This is a genomic window from Streptomyces montanisoli (genome assembly GCF_017813245.1).
In the GTDB taxonomy this organism is placed as follows: domain Bacteria; phylum Actinomycetota; class Actinomycetes; order Streptomycetales; family Streptomycetaceae; genus Streptomyces; species Streptomyces montanisoli.
Genome location: NZ_JAGIQL010000009.1, coordinates 45,572 through 62,562 on the forward strand (window position 1 = coordinate 45,572; position 16,991 = coordinate 62,562).

General features: G+C 69.0%; 11 protein-coding genes and 1 pseudogene. 3 read left to right on the plus strand and 9 right to left on the minus strand.

Features of this window, described 5'->3' with window-relative positions; genetic code table 11:
- Nucleotides 1–172: 172 nt before the first annotated feature.
- From JFN87_RS04360 to JFN87_RS04390, 7 genes are all read right to left on the minus strand, one after another.
- The gene (locus JFN87_RS04360) at nt 173–1,093 is read right to left on the minus strand and encodes a carbohydrate ABC transporter permease (RefSeq protein WP_209338515.1); all 921 of its coding nucleotides are present in this window, start codon (nt 1,091–1,093) and stop codon (nt 173–175) included.
- Nucleotides 1,093–2,016 (minus strand): carbohydrate ABC transporter permease, encoded by a 924-nt coding sequence (locus JFN87_RS04365; protein ID WP_209338516.1) that lies wholly within the window; start codon nt 2,014–2,016, stop codon nt 1,093–1,095. The genes JFN87_RS04360 and JFN87_RS04365 overlap by 1 nt, the downstream gene beginning before the upstream one ends.
- Before the next feature lie 143 nt (nt 2,017–2,159).
- Nucleotides 2,160–3,611: an N-acetylglucosamine/diacetylchitobiose ABC transporter substrate-binding protein gene (gene ngcE / locus JFN87_RS04370; protein WP_209338517.1), complete on the minus strand. Its 1,452-nt coding sequence runs from the start codon at nt 3,609–3,611 to the stop codon at nt 2,160–2,162.
- A gap of 1,075 nt (nt 3,612–4,686) precedes the next feature.
- Nucleotides 4,687–5,229 carry a TetR/AcrR family transcriptional regulator gene (locus JFN87_RS04375; protein ID WP_307865297.1) on the minus strand — a complete coding sequence of 181 codons (543 nt, stop codon included), beginning with the start codon at nt 5,227–5,229 and terminating at the stop codon, nt 4,687–4,689.
- Between the two features lie 5 nt (nt 5,230–5,234).
- Complete coding sequence (locus tag JFN87_RS04380; RefSeq protein ID WP_209338518.1) at nt 5,235–6,845, minus strand: MFS transporter; 1,611 nt, start codon at nt 6,843–6,845, stop codon at nt 5,235–5,237.
- A 204-nt stretch (nt 6,846–7,049) separates the two neighbouring features.
- The gene (locus tag JFN87_RS04385) at nt 7,050–9,842 is read right to left on the minus strand and encodes an aconitate hydratase (RefSeq protein WP_209338519.1); all 2,793 of its coding nucleotides are present in this window, start codon (nt 9,840–9,842) and stop codon (nt 7,050–7,052) included.
- A 173-nt stretch (nt 9,843–10,015) separates the two neighbouring features.
- Nucleotides 10,016–10,951: a LysR family transcriptional regulator gene (locus JFN87_RS04390; RefSeq protein WP_209338520.1), complete on the minus strand. Its 936-nt coding sequence runs from the start codon at nt 10,949–10,951 to the stop codon at nt 10,016–10,018.
- Between the two features lie 81 nt (nt 10,952–11,032).
- On the opposite strand from JFN87_RS04390, the pseudogene JFN87_RS34475 reads away from it, so the two are divergent.
- A pseudogene (locus tag JFN87_RS34475) lies at nt 11,033–11,308 on the plus strand (EamA family transporter); the annotation flags it as partial.
- Between the two features lie 85 nt (nt 11,309–11,393).
- Nucleotides 11,394–11,972 (plus strand): DMT family transporter, encoded by a 579-nt coding sequence (locus JFN87_RS34480; protein WP_372449178.1) that lies wholly within the window; start codon nt 11,394–11,396, stop codon nt 11,970–11,972.
- A 95-nt stretch (nt 11,973–12,067) separates the two neighbouring features.
- Here JFN87_RS34480 and JFN87_RS04400 read toward each other — a convergent pair whose 3' ends face one another.
- Nucleotides 12,068–13,354, minus strand: coding sequence for a carbohydrate-binding protein (locus tag JFN87_RS04400; RefSeq protein ID WP_209338521.1), 1,287 nt, complete (start codon nt 13,352–13,354; stop codon nt 12,068–12,070).
- 338 nt (nt 13,355–13,692) lie between these two features.
- Between JFN87_RS04400 and JFN87_RS04405 the strand changes: the two genes are divergently transcribed.
- The gene (locus JFN87_RS04405; RefSeq protein WP_209338522.1) at nt 13,693–15,222 is read left to right on the plus strand and encodes a helix-turn-helix domain-containing protein; all 1,530 of its coding nucleotides are present in this window, start codon (nt 13,693–13,695) and stop codon (nt 15,220–15,222) included.
- A 60-nt stretch (nt 15,223–15,282) separates the two neighbouring features.
- Here the strand turns inward: JFN87_RS04405 and JFN87_RS04410 are convergent, their stop codons facing one another.
- Nucleotides 15,283–16,986, minus strand: a complete 1,704-nt coding sequence (locus tag JFN87_RS04410; RefSeq protein WP_245178715.1) for an ABC transporter family substrate-binding protein — start codon at nt 16,984–16,986, stop codon at nt 15,283–15,285.
- Nucleotides 16,987–16,991 lie beyond the last annotated feature (5 nt).

Genomic DNA, 16,991 nt, shown 5'->3' on the forward strand with positions numbered 1-16,991 from the left:
CGTCACTGAGACCCCGACGTTTCTCCAACTTGTGAACCCTAAGCTCAGCCTTTGGGGCCACCTCCCGTCAAGACCTTGAGCGATGCCACCACGGGCAAAAGGTCCGAATTAAATGGAAATGCCCGCCGACAATTGTCGACGGGCAACCCCTGATCCGATGTTTTCGCTGACGTTACTTCAGCGCTCCCGCGGTGAGCCCCGCGACGACCTGGCGCTGGAAGATGATGTACGCGGCCAGCACGGGCAGCATCGCCATCACGAGCCCCGCGAACAGGCCCGACCAGTCCCCCTTGTATCCCTGGCTGGTGGCGAGGGCCACCAGGCCCTGGGAGAGCACCTTGTGGTTCGGGTCGGTGTTGAGCACCGTCGGCAGCAGGTACTGGTTCCACTGGCCGAGGAAGTTGAAGATCCCGACGCTGATCAGGCCGGGCTTCGCCATGGGGAGCATGACCTGGAAGAAGGTGCGGGTGTGTGACGCACCGTCGATGATCGCCGCCTCCGCCACCGAGGTCGGCAGCGTTTTGAAGAACGAGGTGAGGAAGAAGACGGTGAACGGCAGCGAGTACGCGATGTAGACGATGATCAACCCGGGGATCGTGTTGAGCAGCGACAGGTTCTGCATCACGTAGAACAGCGGGACGAGCGCCAGGATGATCGGGAAGCTCATTCCTCCGATGAACAGGAAGTAGATGAACCTGTTGCCGGGAAACTCGAACCGGGCCAGCACGTACGCGGCCATCGAGCCGAGCAGCAGCGTGCCGAAGAGCGAGAACGCCACCACGATGATCGTGTTGAGGAAGTAGTCGCTCATGTGCGCCTGGCTCCAGGCGCGCGACCAGTTCTCGAAGTGCAGGTGGCTGGGGAACGACCACGGCGAGGTGAAGATCGACTTGTCGTCCTTGAAGGAGGTCATGACCGCCCACAGCAGCGGCATCACCACCAGGATCGCCCAGATCACCAGGACGCCGTGGGAGAAGACGTTGAGTACCCCGCCGGTCTTCTTCTCGCCGTGCTCGCGGCCCGGGCCGTTCTTGGCGGCCGGTACGCGCGGGGGCACGGTCTCGGCGGGCTGCGGTGAGGTGTCAGTGCTCATCAGAACTCCAGCCGTTCGCGCCGGCCCATACGCAGCACCCCGGCGGCGAACACCAGGGTGACGAGGAGGAGGGCGACGCCGATGGCGGTCGCGTAGCCGGCCTGGCCACTGTGGAACGCCTTCTGGTAGACGTACAGGCTCAGGACGTTGGTGGAATCGGCGGGTCCGCCGGGGCCGACGGTCATGATCTGGGTGACGGCGAAGGACTCGGCTCCGAGTGAGAGCACGCCCATGTAGACCCAGCCGGACTGCACGGTGTCCCACAGCAGGGGCAGCGTGATCCGGAAGAAGGTGGTGGCGCGGGACGCCCCGTCGAGCAGGGCGGCCTCGTAGAAGTCCTTGGGGATGGACGCCATGCCCGCGGAGAACAGCACCACGAAGAAGCCGACCTGGCTCCACATCAGGACGGCCATCACGCACCACAGCGCGAGCCCCGGGTCGCCGAGCCACTCCGGCTGCACGCCGCCGAGCCCGATGGCGTCCAGGAAGGCATTGAGCGCCCCGCTGTCCGGGTTGTAGAGGAACTGGAAGAGCAGGGCGACGATCGCGATGGACAGCACCTGCGGGAAGAAGTAGACGATCTTGTAGAACGAGGAGCCCTGGACGCCCGCGACCGCGGCGCCCTTCTTCCTGCGTCCGCCCACGTTCAGCATGAACGACAGGAACAGCGCGATGGCCAGCACCACCACGGGCAGCACCAGGACGTAGATCACGCTGTGCCGGAAGGACGCCCAGAAGGTCGGGTCGTTCATCATCCGCCGGTAGTTGTCGAGCCCGGTCACCGAGAACTGGGGACTGAGCCCCGTCCAGTTGGTGAACGAGTAGTAGATCGACTGGATGAACGGCCAGATGACGAAGATGGCGTAGAACGCCAGGGGGACGATCAGGAACCCCACGATGAACCGGTACTTGCCGTGCTGCATGTCTCCCGACCCCGAATCCTCGACGGCGCCGCCCCATGGCGTGCCGCCGTGCCGACTTGGCGCGTGCCGGCCGGCGAGGTGCGGACCGGCACGAGCGGCCGGAGGCCCGGTGTGCCCGGGCGCCTCCGGCCGTCCGCACCGCCCTACTGGTGCTTGTAGTGCGTGATGGACGAGTCCTTGGCCGCCGCGTCGGAGTACTGCTGGCACTTCTTGACGCATTCGGCCGGGGTCATGCGGCCGGCCATCATCTCGCCGAGCGCGCCCACGCCGATCTTCTGCTTCTGCAGGTCGACGTACCAGTCCTGCAGGCGCGGGTTGAGTACGTTGCCGCCGGCCAGCTTCAGCGCGTCGGCACCCGACTGGAGGGCGCTCGTGAGCGTGATGCCGTCGGTGCCGCCGTTGTAGGAGCTGAGGGACTTCACCTTCTGGATGAAGTTCTTCGAGGACTCCTCGCTGAGCATGATGCGCAGCTGCTCCATGGCGCCCAGCGGGTTCTTCGCCTTGGCCGGCACGATGTACGGCTCACCGCCCGAGGCCCAGATGGTGCCGAACGGCAGCTTGTCGCTCGAGTCGAGGCTGGAGGGCGCCGAGACCTTCATCTGGAAGTCCTTCGGCGTGGTCTTCGCCGCCTCGTTCTCCACCCAGGAGCCGTCGGGGATGAAGAGCGCCTTGTACTGCGTCCACGCGGTCTGCGACTGGATGTGGTCGAGGCCCGGCGTGCCCTGGAGGATGTAGCCCTTCTTGTAGAGCTCGTAGTACGCGTCGAAGGCGGCCTTGACGGCGGGCGCCTTCCAGCAGTTCGGCTCCAGGTTGTCGATGGCGTCCAGGACCTCGCGGCCGCCGATCTTGCCGATGAAGGGGTACAGCGAGAACGGGATGTAGTACGGGTACTTGCCCGCGTACGTCCAGCCCGCGACGCCCTTCTTCTTGGCCTTGGCGCACAGCGCCAGCATGTCGTCCCAGTTCTCCGGGTACTTCGCGTCGAAGCGGTCGAGCGCCTTCTGCGAGTACCACACGCCGTACACGGTGTACGCGTAGTTCATGACGTAGACGGGCTTGCCGTTGTACTGGCCCATCTCCAGGACGCCCGGCCGCAGCGTGTCGCGGACCTTCTTGTTCGGGTCGTCGTAGGAGGGGGCGTCCATCAGCGGGGTCAGGTCGGCCAGCTGCTTCTGGCCGACGAGGACGCCCATGTCCATCTGCTCGGCGCCCGAGTTGTCGATGAGGTCGGGCGGAGTGCCGCCGTTGAAGCGGGGCTGGAGCGTCGTCTGGATCTTCTGCGTCGGGGTGAGCGTGACCTTCGCCTTGGGGAAGGTCTTGTTGTACAGGACGTTGGCGTCCTTCGCGTACTGCGTGCCGAAGCCTCCGTCGAAGATGACGAAGTCGAGCGGGGCGGTCGCGTTCACTCCCAGCGGGTTCTTGGCGCTGGTCCTGCCCTTGTTCGGCTTGGGCGTGCCGTTGCTGTCCCCGCCGCCGCTCGCGCAGGCGCTCAGGAAGCTCACCGCCGGCACGCCGACCAGGCCGAGGGCCGCTGACCGCTTGATCACATCGCGGCGGCCGAGGCCCCCGTTGTTCTGAGCGGAGGTGGATCCCATGCTCAAGTCCTCGCCTTCTCCAGGACTCAGGCGGTGTGTCGGCCGGCCGTCCTTCTCGTCTGAGGCGAAGGCCCCGCCACCGCGGGTCTATGAAGCTGGTCGTACAGAGTGGTCGTCAAGTGTTCGCGTACGGATCACAAAGGAGAGCGGCCCGGCCTTACGAACGGATACGGGCAGAGTCCTCCCGCCGTCCCCCCTTGGCCCGGCCTGCACCGAAAGCTCCAGGACGGACGCCGACAGGTATAGTCCACTTCCCGCCGAAGGAGCAAGATCGAAAGCAAACTTGGTCGCCACTCTTTCCCTAGTTGAGACCTCGCGGAAATGTAGCCCCATTGCCGAACGATTTGGTGCGTACTCGCCGATCGGAATGAATAATTCCGCGAATTTCTCCTGTGCAACACCCTTGACAGGCGGGCCTCTTCGGTCGCCGATCATGCCGAAGTCGCGCGCACACACGGTCGCGGGCCGCTCCTCGGGCGGACGTCGCGCCGAACGCCGTGGACCCCGCCTCAACGGCGCAAAGCGGGATCAAAGCGGGGTCACAGCGTGTGCCGGTCGCGCCCGGGCGGGCGGTTTCCCGTCCCCTTCTCCCGAACGGCAAAAGGCCGCGAAAAGGAAGCGGCGACGTACGGAACAGCCCGAAAAGCGCCGTTACTGCCCGAGGTGACGCCGACGTTCCGGGTAAAGCCGGTGCGCGCCGGGGGCCGCCGTGGTGACCGGCGCGGTGCCGGGAGCCGTGACGCGGCGGTTCGGCGCGCCGAACGCCCGGTGAACGGGCGATGGACGGCCTTGGACGGGCTTGGACGGGTGGCACGGCGGTGCGAAACGTGCGGTGAGTACGTCCGGACGATGTGTAGACCTGGCGAGGATGGGGACACGGGTGACGTGGCGGCGTACCGTTCAGCAGACCGTCACGTCCACCGGCCGTCAGATCGGCCGGCCGTCGCACCCAGGGGGCGAGCCAAGGTGATCCAAGAGACGTACACCGTCCTCTGCGCGCTCCTGGCGCTGATCGGCATCGCCTGCGTCCTTTGGGCGTGGAACGTGAGCGGTCGCGGCGGCGCTTCCTGACGCGTCAGCCGAGCAGGCGCCGGACGAGGGGCAGCAGGTCGTCCTGGTCCGCTGATGCCAGGTGCTCCAGCGTGCCCGTCCGGCGCGCCAGCACGACCCCCACGAACGCGGCCGTGAGCAGCTCGGCGCGCAGCTCCGGGCGGTCGTCGCCCTCCCGTACGAAGTGCTCCCGCAGCGGCCCCACGATGCGGCGCTCCAGCTCGGCCGCGGCCGCGGCGTGCGCCTCCGGGTCGTCGTAGGGGCGGACGGCCACCTGCGCGACAGGGCCCGGCCCCTGCCGGTCGAAGCGGCGCAGCAGGCCGCCGAGCCGCTCGGCGTCGAACAGGTCGGCGAAGGTCTCCGCGTCGCTCTCCGCGCGCAGCACCGCGACGAACAGTTGCGCCTTGCCGCCGAAGTACCGGGCGATCATGGCCGGGTCGACGCCCGCGTGCTCGCCGATGTCGCGGGAGGTGGTCCTGTCGTAGCCGCGCTCGGCGAAGAGTTCGGCGGCCGCCCGCAGCAGCCGCTCCTTGCTCGCAGCGGCGTCACGGCGCCTGGGCTCGGGCACGGCGGTCAGTTCCCGGCGTCGTCGCGCGAGGGGCGGCGACCGGCGGCGGAGGCGGCAGGTCCCGCCGGGGCGGCCGGGGTGGCGGGCACCGCGTCGGCGAGGCCCTCGTCGGCCAGCACCCGGTCGGCGGCGGCCCGCTGAACCCGTTGTTCCGGCAGGCGCGGCGACCCGGCGGCGGCCGGTCCCGCGATCGAGCCACCCGCTGCCCGGCGCGTACGCACCCTGGGCAGCAGGACGGCCGCGACGGCCGTGGCGATCCACATGGCGCACGCGATGAGCCCCGCGTCCGTGTAACCGCCGTCGGTGGGCAGGGCCTTGCCGGCCGAGGTGTGAGCTTCGAGCACCACGGCGCTCATGGTACTTCCCGCCGCGTAGCCGACGTACCTGATGACCTGGTTGAAGCTCGTGGCACTGCCCGTCTCCTCGGGCGGGACCGAGCCGACGATGAGGCCGGGCATCACCGCGAAGATCGCGCCGACGCCGAGGCCCGCGAGCGCCATCACCACGAGGACCTCCCACATGGCGCCCCGCGCGTAGCTGAACATCACCATCGAGAGCAGCATCACGAACGCGCCGAGGCCGAGGGCCACGCCGACGGGGATCCGGGTGACGAGGGCGCGGGTGACCCGGGTGGAGACGACGCTCGCGGCGGAGAACGGCGTGAGGACGAGGCCGGCGACGAACACGGAGGCGCCGAGCCCGTAGCCGCTGCTGACGGGCGTCTGCACGAAGCGCGTCACGAGTGAGATGAGGAGGTACATGCCGACGCCCGCGAGCAGGGCGGTGACGTCGGCGGTCAGGACCGAGGGCAGCCGGAGCAGCCGCAGGTCGACCAGCGGGTGCGCGGCGAGCAGCTCCCGTACGACCCACCCGGCGAGCACGAGGACCGATCCCCCGACGACGCAGCACAGCAGCGGTGACGTCCAGCCCCAGCTCTCGCCCTCGCTGAGCGAGAGCAGCAGGCCGACGAGCGCGACGCCGAGCAGGACGGATCCCGGCAGGTCGAGGGGGCGGGCCGGGCGGTGCGCGGAGGAGGGCACGACGATCGCGGCCACGACGAGTCCGAGGGCGCTGACGACGGCGCCGAACCAGAAGGCGGCGTGCAGCCCGCCGAACTGGGCGACGAGCCCGGTGATCGGGTAGCCGAGCCCGACGCCGGCGACGGTGGTGACGGACAGGACCGCGGCGGCGGGCCGGGAGCGCTCGGGAGGCAGCGCGTCGCGCACTGCGGTGATGCCGAGCGGGGTGAGGCCGAGCCCGATGCCCTGCATGGCCCTGCCGACCAGGAGGAACGGGAAGCCGAGCGGGAGCGCGGCGAGCACGGCGCCGGCGGTGACGGCGACGAGCGAGGCGATGATGACGCGCCGCCGGTGCGGCCCGTCCCCGAGCCGGCCGGTCAGCGGCGTGGCGACGGCGGCGACCAGGAACGTCACGGTGAGCGCCCACTGGGCGTCGCCCACGGATATGTGGTCGCTCTGCGCGATCGTCGGTATGAGGGGCGCGCCCAGGCTGCTGACCACGGCGACGACCATCCCCATGAACACCAGCCCCGGCACGAGGAAGCGGTGGGGTGCGGGCGCAGGGGTGGGCTCGGGAAGGGGCCGTGCGTGGGTCATATTGTCAGTCTACGCCCGATGTCTACAGGCGATGTCTACGGGCGATGTCTACGCCCGGTGACCGTGCACGCTTGGTGGCCGGAACACCGTGACCTGGACCACCGTGGCCGGAACGCCGTGGCCGGGGACGCGGACGGCGCCCCCGCACTCGCCGAGTGCGGGGGCGCCGTCGTGGGGATCCGCGCCGTGCGCGGCCGGCCCGCGTTACTTGCGCAGCAGGCTGCGCAGGACGTACTGGAGGATGCCGCCGTTGCGGTAGTAGTCGGCCTCTCCCGGTGTGTCGATGCGCAGGACCGCGTCGAACTCGACGCCCGTGTCCGTGGTGACCTTGACCGTGCTCGGGATGGAGTCGTTCAGCCCCGTCACGCCCGTGAACGAGAACGTCTCCTCGCCGGTCAGGCCGAGCGAGTCGGCGCTCTGGCCCTCGGGGAACTGGAGCGGCAGGACGCCCATGCCGATCAGGTTCGAGCGGTGGATGCGCTCATAGGACTCGGCGATGACGACCTGCACGCCGAGCAGCACCGTGCCCTTGGCCGCCCAGTCGCGCGACGAGCCGGAGCCGTACTCCTTGCCGGCCAGCACGACCAGCGGGACGCCCTGCTCGATGTAGTTGCGCGACGCGTCGTAGATGAAGGAGACGGGGCCGTCCTCCTTCGTGAAGTCGCGGGTGTAGCCGCCCTCCGTGCCCGGCGCGATCTGGTTGCGCAGGCGGATGTTGGCGAACGTCCCGCGGATCATCACCTCGTGGTTGCCGCGGCGCGAGCCGTACGAGTTGAAGTCGCGGCGCTCGATGCCGTGCTCCGTGAGGTACTTGCCCGCGGGCGAGTCGGCCTTGATGGCGCCCGCCGGGGAGATGTGGTCCGTGGTGACCGAGTCGCCCAGCTTCGCCAGCACGCGCGCGCCCGTGACGTCCTCGACCGGCTCGGGCTCCTCGCCCATGCCGTCGAAGTAGGGGGGCTTGCGCACGTAGGTGGACTCGGCGTCCCACTCGAATGTGTCGCCGGTCGGGATCGGCAGCGAGGTCCACTGCTGGTCGCCCGCGAAGACGTCCTTGTAGGAGTCCTTGAACATGTCCTGGCCGATGGCGCCCGCGACGACCTCGTTGACCTCCGCCTCGGTGGGCCAGATGTCCGCGAGGTGGACGGGCTTGCCCTCCTTGTCGACGCCGAGCGCGTCGCGGGTGATGTCCACCTTCATGGAGCCCGCGATGGCGTAGGCGACGACCAGCGGCGGGGAGGCCAGGTAGTTCATCTTGACGTCGGGGTTGATCCGGCCCTCGAAGTTGCGGTTGCCGGACAGCACCGCGGCGACCGCGAGGTCGGCCTCGTTGACCGCCTTGGAGACCTCCTCGGGCAGCGGCCCCGAGTTGCCGATGCAGGTGGTGCAGCCGTATCCGACGAGATTGAAGCCCATCTTGTCGAGGTACGGGGTGAGGCCGGCGCGGTCGTAGTAGTCCATGACGACCTTGGACCCGGGCGCCAGCGTCGTCTTGACCCACGGCTTGCGGGTCAGGCCCTTCTCGACGGCCTTCTTCGCGACGAGCGCGGCGGCGACCATCACCGTCGGGTTCGAGGTGTTGGTGCAGGAGGTGATCGCGGCGACCGTCACGGCGCCGTGGTCGATCTCGTACGTCGAGCCGTCGGGCGCGGTGACCGTCGTCGGCTTGGAGGGCCCCGGGCGGTCGGACGCGCCGGCGTGGCGCGCGGCGCCCTCGCCGTTGTCGCCGTCGAAGTAGGCCGGCGAGTCGCTGGCAGGGAAGGACTCGGCGCTCGCCTCGTCCACCGGGGAGACGGCGTCCTGCGGCGCCTGCTCGTCGTCCTCGACGTACGCGCGCACGTCGCAGCCGAACTGCTTGGCCGCCTCGGAGAGGACGATGCGGTCCTGGGGGCGCTTCGGGCCCGCGATGGACGGGACGACGGTGGCGAGGTCGAGTTCGAGCTTCTCGGAGTAGTCGGGCTCGGCCGCGGGGTCGAGCCACAGGCCCTGCTCCTTGGCGTACGCCTCGACCAGCGCGATCTGCTCCTCGCTGCGGCCCGTCAGCGTCAGGTAGTTGATGGTCTCCGCGTCGATCGGGAAGATCGCCGCCGTGGAGCCGAACTCGGGCGACATGTTGCCGATGGTGGCGCGGTTCGCGAGCGTGGTGGCGCCGACGCCCTCACCGTAGAACTCGACGAACTTGCCGACCACGCCGTGCTCGCGCAGCATCTCGGTGATGGTGAGGACCAGGTCGGTCGCGGTCGTGCCCGCGGGCAGCTCACCGGTCAGCTTGAAGCCGACGACGCGCGGGATGAGCATCGACACGGGCTGGCCGAGCATCGCGGCCTCGGCCTCGATGCCGCCGACGCCCCAGCCGAGCACGCCGAGGCCGTTGACCATGGTGGTGTGCGAGTCGGTGCCGACGAGGGTGTCGGGGTACGCCTGGCCGTTCCTGACCATGACCGTACGGGCCAGGTGCTCGATGTTGACCTGGTGCACGATGCCGGTGCCGGGCGGGACGACCTTGAACTCGTCGAACGCGGTCTGGCCCCAGCGCAGGAACTGGTAGCGCTCACGGTTGCGCCCGTACTCGAGCTCGACGTTGCGCGCGAAGGAGTCGGGCGTGCCGAACTTGTCGGCGATCACGGAGTGGTCGATGACCAGCTCCGCGGGGGCCAGCGGATTGATCTTCGCCGGGTCGCCGCCCAGTTCCTTGACGGCCTCGCGCATGGTGGCGAGGTCGACGACGCAGGGCACGCCCGTGAAGTCCTGCATGATCACACGGGCGGGCGTGAACTGGATCTCCTGGCTGGGCTGGGCCTGGGAGTCCCAGCCGCCGATCGCGCGGATGTGGTCCGCGGTGATGTTCGCCCCGTCCTCGGTGCGAAGCAGGTTCTCCAGGAGGACCTTCAGGCTGTAAGGGAGGCGCGCGGAGCCCTCGACCTTGTCCAGCCGGAAGATCTCGTACGACTCGTCGCCCACGCGCAGCGTGCTGCGGGCGTCGAAACTGTTGGCCGACACGACAGTCTCCTTCTTGATGTGCGCGTACCTCCGCCATGCTGCCGCCACGAGTCGTCACCGATCCGCTGAGGTAAGACTTACTTAGGGTCGCCTCACCTGTAACGCCGGGCCGCGGTACGCCTTGTATAAGTATCTCGATGTCGAGATAACTCTAGTACATGACCGCGCGATGGTCATGCGCGCGCGGCCCGGCGCGCGACCGGTGGTGCGTTCTGGCTGCTGATGGACGCCGCCGCTGTCCGCAGGTGGCCGAGCACGGATTCGACGGCCGTGCGTGCCGTGCGTTCGGGGCGGTGGAGTGCGTCGACATGGCGCCGCGCGTGCACGCCGGTCAGTGGCCTGAGGACCACCTGAGGGTGCGGGCGGGCCGTCCAGCGCGGCATCAGGGCGATACCGCCGCCGGCGGCCACCACCTCGGCCACCACGGCGAACTCGTTGATCCGGTGGGCGAGATGGAGGCGGCGGCCGGCCGCGGCCGAGACGGCGTCGATGGTGGCCATCAGCGGGAAGCCGTCATGGACGGTGATCCAGGGCTCCTCCGCCACGTCGCCGGGCGTCAGGCTCGCCCTGGCGGTCAGCGGGTGCCCGGCCGGCAGTGCGACGTCGAGGGGTTCGTGCAGCAGCGGGGTGACGGACACGGTGCGCGGCCACGGCGCGGCGTGGTCGAGCCGGTGAGCGAGCACGATGTCGTGGTCGCGGGTCAGCGGCGGGAAGCCGCTCTGCGCGACGTCCTCGTCGGCCAGGGCGAGCCGCGGGGAGCCGGGCGCCGCCAGCGCACGCAGCAGGTGTGGCCAGAAGGCCGCGGCGGCGCTGTGGAAGGCCGCCACCGACACGAGGCCGTCGGCCTGCCCGACGAACTCGTCGACGCTGCGACGCGCCCGTGCCAGCGCGGTCTCGACGCCGATCGCGGCCGAGGCCAGGGCCTGCCCCGCCGGGGTGAGCACCAGCCGCCTGCCCTCCCGCACGGTGAGCGGCACCGGCACCGAGCGCTGCAACAGCCTCAGCTGCTGCGAGACCGCCGACGGCGTGACCCGCAGCGCCTCGGCGGCCGCGGTGACGCTGCCCAGTTCGCCCAGTTCGCGAAGGACCCGCAACTGCCTCTCGTCCATCGCATCAGTGTAGCTTCCCTTAAGAGTTGGTTGAGTAAGTGGTGCTTGGCTTCATCGGGCTGCTCGGGCACGGTGGGACACATGCCCGACACACGCCGCACCGATCTGGTGCTCCTGCTGGTCGCCCTGGTCTGGGGTTCGAGCTATCTGACGGCGAAGACCGCCACGGCAGCGGCCCCGGTGATGACCGTGCTGTTCATCCGCTACCTGATCTCCGCGCTGGCGTGCATCCCCCTCGTCCTCGCCGCCGCACGCGGGCGGCGGGAGCGGTGGACGCGGCGGGAGGTCCGCGTGGGTGGCGCCCTCGGGCTGACGCAGGCCGCCGTGCTGGTGCTCGAGATGTACGGCGTCGCACACACCAGCGCGGCGAACGCGGGGCTGCTCATCAGCCTGACCCTGGTGATCACGCCGCTGCTCGACCGCTCGGGGGGGCCGAGGCACGGTGCCGCCCCGTTTCTTCCTCGCCGCGGGCGTGTGCGTCGTGGCGGTCGGACTGCTCACCTCCGGCAACGGCCTGCACGCCCCCGGGACGGGCGATGCCCTGATGCTGGCCGCCGCCGTGGTCAGGGCGGGCCACGTGGCGCTCGTCGGCCGGCTCACCGCGGACCGTTCCCTGCGGCCCCTGCAATTGACCTCCGTACAGACCGCCGTCGGGACTCTGCTGTGCCTGACGCCCGCCGGCGGGCTGCCGGCTCTTGCCCACGCGTCCGCCGCCACCTGGGGTGAACTGGCCTATCTCGCCCTCGGGTGCAGCGTCTTCGCGTTCCTCGCCCAGACCTGGGCCGTCCAGCGCACCTCGGCGAGCAGGGCCAGTCTCCTGCTGGGCACCGAGCCCGTGTGGGCCGCCGCCATCGGCGTCGTCCTGGGAGGCGAGCGCCTCACCGCCGTCGCCGCCGCCGGTGCGCTGCTGATGCTCGCCGGGACCTACTGGGGCCAGGCGATCGAGCGCGGGCACCGCGCCACGGTCCACGAGAAGGCAGAGAGCGGCAGACGTACGGTCACGACACCCGCCGGCACCTGACCCGCCGCCCCGCCGGGCAACAGGCGTGTGCCCCGTACGCCCTGCTCGGGCGTACGGGGCACAGTGCCGGTCAGCGCGCGGCCGGGTGACGCGGGTCAGCAGGCCCCCTCGTCCTGCCAGACGCCCCATTCACCGGTGGTGCCGGGCTTCTCGTTCTGCGTCCACCACTTGGCCTTCCAGTCGTGGCCGCCGTACGAGACCTCGTCGCCTCCCGTGTAGACCGCGGTGGCGCTCCACGCCGCGGCGGAGCAGGTGCCGGGGTCACCGGGGTCACCGGGGTCCGTCGGCGGGTCGGTGGGCGGGTCGCTGGGGGGCGTGGCGCCCGCGAACTTCACCGAGTACTTGGCGAAGTCCCAGGAGGCCTGCGGCACGCTGCTGCACGTGCCCGACGTCCTGCCGTTGTTGTCGGCCGGCGAGCACTGGCGGTCGCGGTTGAGGGACCAGAAGGTGAAGCGGTCCATGCCGTGGCTGGTCGCGTAGTCGAGCACCGTCTGGAAGTCGGCCTGGTAGAACATCTCGCCGCTGTCGCTGCGGCCGTTCATGCCGGAGAAGCCCTCGTGCGCGTACGCCGTCGCCTCGCTCCACCCGAAGGTGGTCTGCAGCAGCTTGTTGAAGGCGGTGAGCGCGGAGGTCTGGGACGCGGCTCCGCTGAAGCCGCCGTCGAAGGGCATGATGGAGAAGTTGTTGGGCGTGAAGCCCTGCGACTTCGCCTCGTTCAGCATCTGCTGGCCGAACCACCCGGTGCCGGCCGAGGTGCCGGCCGTTGTGACGGAGACGTAGAGGCCGGGGTTGTTCTGCTGCAGGATCTTGGCCGCGCCGATCTCGTGGGCGACCGCGGCGCTGTTCTCGTACTCCGGTTCTTCCAGGTCGAAGTCGATGGCGTGCAACTGGTACTTGGTGATGACCTGCTGGTACGCGGCGGCCGTGGAGGCGGCGTCGGAGCACGCCTGGCCGAGCTTGGTGCCGCCGTAGCCGCCGATGGAGACGGAGACGTCACCGCCCTTGGCGCGGATGGCGCTGATGGTGGAGGCGACGGACGTGTCGCTCGACACGGGCGCGGTACCGCCCCAAGTCGGCGAGCAGCCACCACCGTTGGGGGCGAGGATGAACGCCAGCTGGAACGCCTTGAGGCCGGTGGCGTCCATGATGGCGGTGGCGCTCGGCGGGTCGTTGTCCAACGGCATCAGGTAGGGCGCGGCGGCGTACCAGCGGTTGCTGAGCGCCGCGGAGGCGCTCGCACCGGCGGCGGCCTGACTCGCGGCGTGCGAGCCGGCGTGCGATGTGGCGGCCGAGCCGAAGGCGGCCGGCGACGCCATGGCGATTCCCGCGGTGGCGAGCGCGGCCGCGGCCGCGCCGCCGAGGAGTGCACGAAGACGCTTCATGTGCGGATCTCCCGGAGATGTGGAGGGGAGCCTTCAGGTGCGATCAGAATCGGGCAAGGTCGCGAGCACGTCAATAGATTGGACTAGACCAAGCACATCGATTCCCGATTCCCCGCGGCTTCCCCGCGGCCACCGGGCAAGTGGCCCCGGACGGGCGAGCCGGGGCGCGTCCCGGTTGCGCCGCGACACGCGCGGGTCCATGATCGATGCGCACGATCACCCGGAGGCTCAAGTTCCGTATTCTGGGGGCCCGCTGGAGTCGGCCGTCCGCGGCGCATCTCACCCGAACGGACCACCCCCGCTCGGCGTCTATCTCACATGTGAGATACGTTGTCGTTATGGCAGATGACTACCTCGTACGCATCGGCAAGCTCATCCGCGACGCCCGGCAGCACCGTGGCTGGACCCAGACGCAGCTCGCCGACGCACTCGCGACAAGCCAAAGCGCCGTGAACCGGATCGAGCGCGGCAACCAGAACATCAGCCTTGAGATGATCGCCCGCATCGGAGAGGCCCTCGACAGCGAGATCGTCTCCCTCGGCTACGCCGGCCCCATGCACCTGCGCGTGGTCGGCGGCCGCAGGCTCTCGGGCTCCATCGACGTCAAGACGTCAAAGAACGCGTGTGTCGCCCTGCTCTGCGGCTCGCTGCTCAACAAGGGACGTACCGTCCTGCGGCGCGTCGCCCGCATCGAGGAGGTCTACCGCCTCCTCGAGGTGCTCAACTCCATCGGTGTACGCACCCGTTGGATCAACGACGGCGTCGACCTGGAGATCGTGCCGCCCGCCGACCTCGACATGGAGGCCATCGACGCGGACGCGGCCCGCCGCACCCGCTCCATCATCATGTTCATGGGGCCGCTGCTGCACCGCATGGACTCCTTCCGGCTGCCGTACGCCGGCGGCTGCGACCTCGGTACGCGCACGATCGAGCCGCACATGATCGCGCTGCGCCGCTTCGGTCTCGACATCGCGGCCACCGAGGGCCTGTACCACGCCCAGGTCGACCGCTCCGTCGCACCCGGGCGCCCGATCGTGCTGACCGAGCGCGGTGACACCGTCACGGAGAACGCGCTGCTCGCGGCCGCGCGCCACGACGGCACGACCGTGATCCGCAACGCCTCCTCGAACTACATGGTCCAGGACCTGTGCTTCTTCCTCGAGGCGCTCGGCGTGCGGGTCGAGGGCATCGGCACCACCACGCTCACCGTGCACGGCGTGCCGTCGATCGACACGGACGTCGACTACTCGCCGTCGGAGGACCCGGTCGAGGCGATGAGCCTGATCGCCGCCGCGGTGGTCACCGAGTCGCAGCTGACGATCCGCCGGGTGCCGATCGAGTTCCTGGAGATCGAGCTCGCGGTGCTGGAGGAGATGGGCCTCGACCACGACCTCACGCCCGAGTACCCGGCCGACAACGGCCGCACGCGGCTTGTCGACCTGACGGTGCGTCCGTCAAAGCTGGAAGCGCCGATCGACAAGATCCACCCCATGCCGTTCCCCGGCCTGAACATCGACAACGTCCCGTTCTTCGCGGCGATCGCGGCGATGGCGCAGGGCCAGACCCTGATCCACGACTGGGTGTACGACAACCGGGCGATCTACCTCACGGACCTCAACCGGCTCGGTGGGCGTCTCCAGCTCCTCGACCCGCACCGCGTCCTGGTCGAGGGCCCGACGCGCTGGCGCGCCGCCGAGATGATGTGCCCACCGGCGCTACGGCCCGCGGTGGTCGTCCTGCTGGCGATGATGGCGGCCGAGGGCACTTCCGTGCTGCGCAACGTGTACGTCATCAACCGCGGCTACGAGGACCTGGCGGAGCGCCTGAACTCGGTGGGCGCGCAGATCGAGATCTTCCGCGACATCTGACCCACGGACGGCCTGCCGTGTGGCGCCAGCCCAAGGGGCTGGCGCCACACGGGGGCGTGCCTACTTCTTCTGCCAGCCAACCAGCGTGGGCGGGCCGATGACGCCGTAGTCGCCGTAGAACTGGGCCGCGCCGTAGTTGGCAAGGCCCTTTTTGGTGGCCCAGATGGTGGGGCCGTTGTAGAGCGGCATGATGCCGTAGGTCTCCATGGCCTTCTGCTCGACCTTGTTACCGGCCTTGATCTGCTGGTCCAGTGTCGGCAGGTTGGCGACGGCCTTGGTCTCCTCGTCCATGCTCTTCGGCACCGAGCGGGAGACGTTGAGCGTCGAGTCGGAGCAGTAGTTCTGGCAGATGTACAGCATCCCGTTCGGGTCACTGGAGGTGAAGCCCATCGCGAAAATGTCGAAGGAGCGCTGGGTGAACACCTTGTTGAAGTCGGCGGAGGGGTGCGCCTTGACGTCCAGCTTGACGCCGATGCCCTTCATCATCTGGGCCAGGGCTGTGCCAAATGCCTTGATTGTGGACCTGTCCCCGATGGTCGGCAGGGTCAGTTCCAGCTTCTTGCCGTTCTTGGCCCGAACTCCGTCTGGGCCGACCTTCCAGCCCGCGGCGTCCAGGTCCTTCTTCGCCTTGGCGGGGTCGAACTTGACGAGCTTGCCGAAGGTGTCCTGGTACCCCTTCTGGAAGGGGTAGAGGTCGAGGGAACCAGGCAACTGCTCGGTGTAGCCGAGGCCCTGGAACATGATCTTCGCGACCTGAGAGCGGTCGATCCCCTCCATCAGGGCCTTGCGCACCGCCGTGTCCTTCAGCTGCGGCGAGGTGCTGTTGAAGACGATGAGGTGGCTGCCCGTAGTCGTGCCGCGGCGGACGTCGACACCCTTGACCGACTTCACCTGGTTGAGCTGCTCGGCGTCCTGCACCTCGACCGCGTCGATCTGCCCGTTCTTGAAGGCGTTGATGCTCGCGCTCTCCTCCATCTGCACGAACGTCAACTCGTCCAGATGCGGCTTGGCGCCCCACCATTTGGGGTTGGGCTTGTAGGAGACGGTGCCGCCCTTGGCATCGAACTTGGAGATGGTGTAGGGGCCGGCCCCCCACTCCGGGTGGGGGTTGTTCACGTAAGCCTTGTTGAAGGCGTCGGCCTTGGCGATGTGGGGGTTGACGACGTCGGCGAAGAGAGACTTCCAGTACACGAACGGGCCGTCGAAGGTCACGATCGCTTCCTTGGCGTCCTTGCCCTTCTTGACCGAGGCGATGCTGGAGTAACCGTCGGTGGAGCCGGCGACGTAGTCCTTGTCCTTGCCGTTGAGCGCGTGCCAGGTGTCTCGGAAGATCGTCCAGTCCATTTCCTGGCCGTCGTTCCACTTGGCCTTCGGATTGATGTCGTAGGTGACCTGGGTGTTGCCGCCCACCGTCGTCTCCTTGACGTCGGTGAGGTAGTCCTTGTTGAACGTGACGTTGCCCTTGGGGTCGTTGAACGACAGTTGCGGCTGGTAGAACCAGGCGATATTGAACGTGTACAGCGATCCGTTGCCGTTCAGCTGGTTGAGCTGATCGGGAATGTCCACGATGGGGAGGGTCAGCTTGCCCCCCTGCTTCAAGTTGCTCGCAGGCTGGGGGTTGTACGAGGTCAGCACCTGGTTCTCGGAGGTGGCGCCCTTGGACGTCTTCTGTCCGGAGTTGTCGTTGCCCCCGCCGCCGCACCCGGTCAGGACGAGGGAAGCGGTGGCGGCGAACGCCAATCCACTCAGCGCGATTCTTCTCATGACGG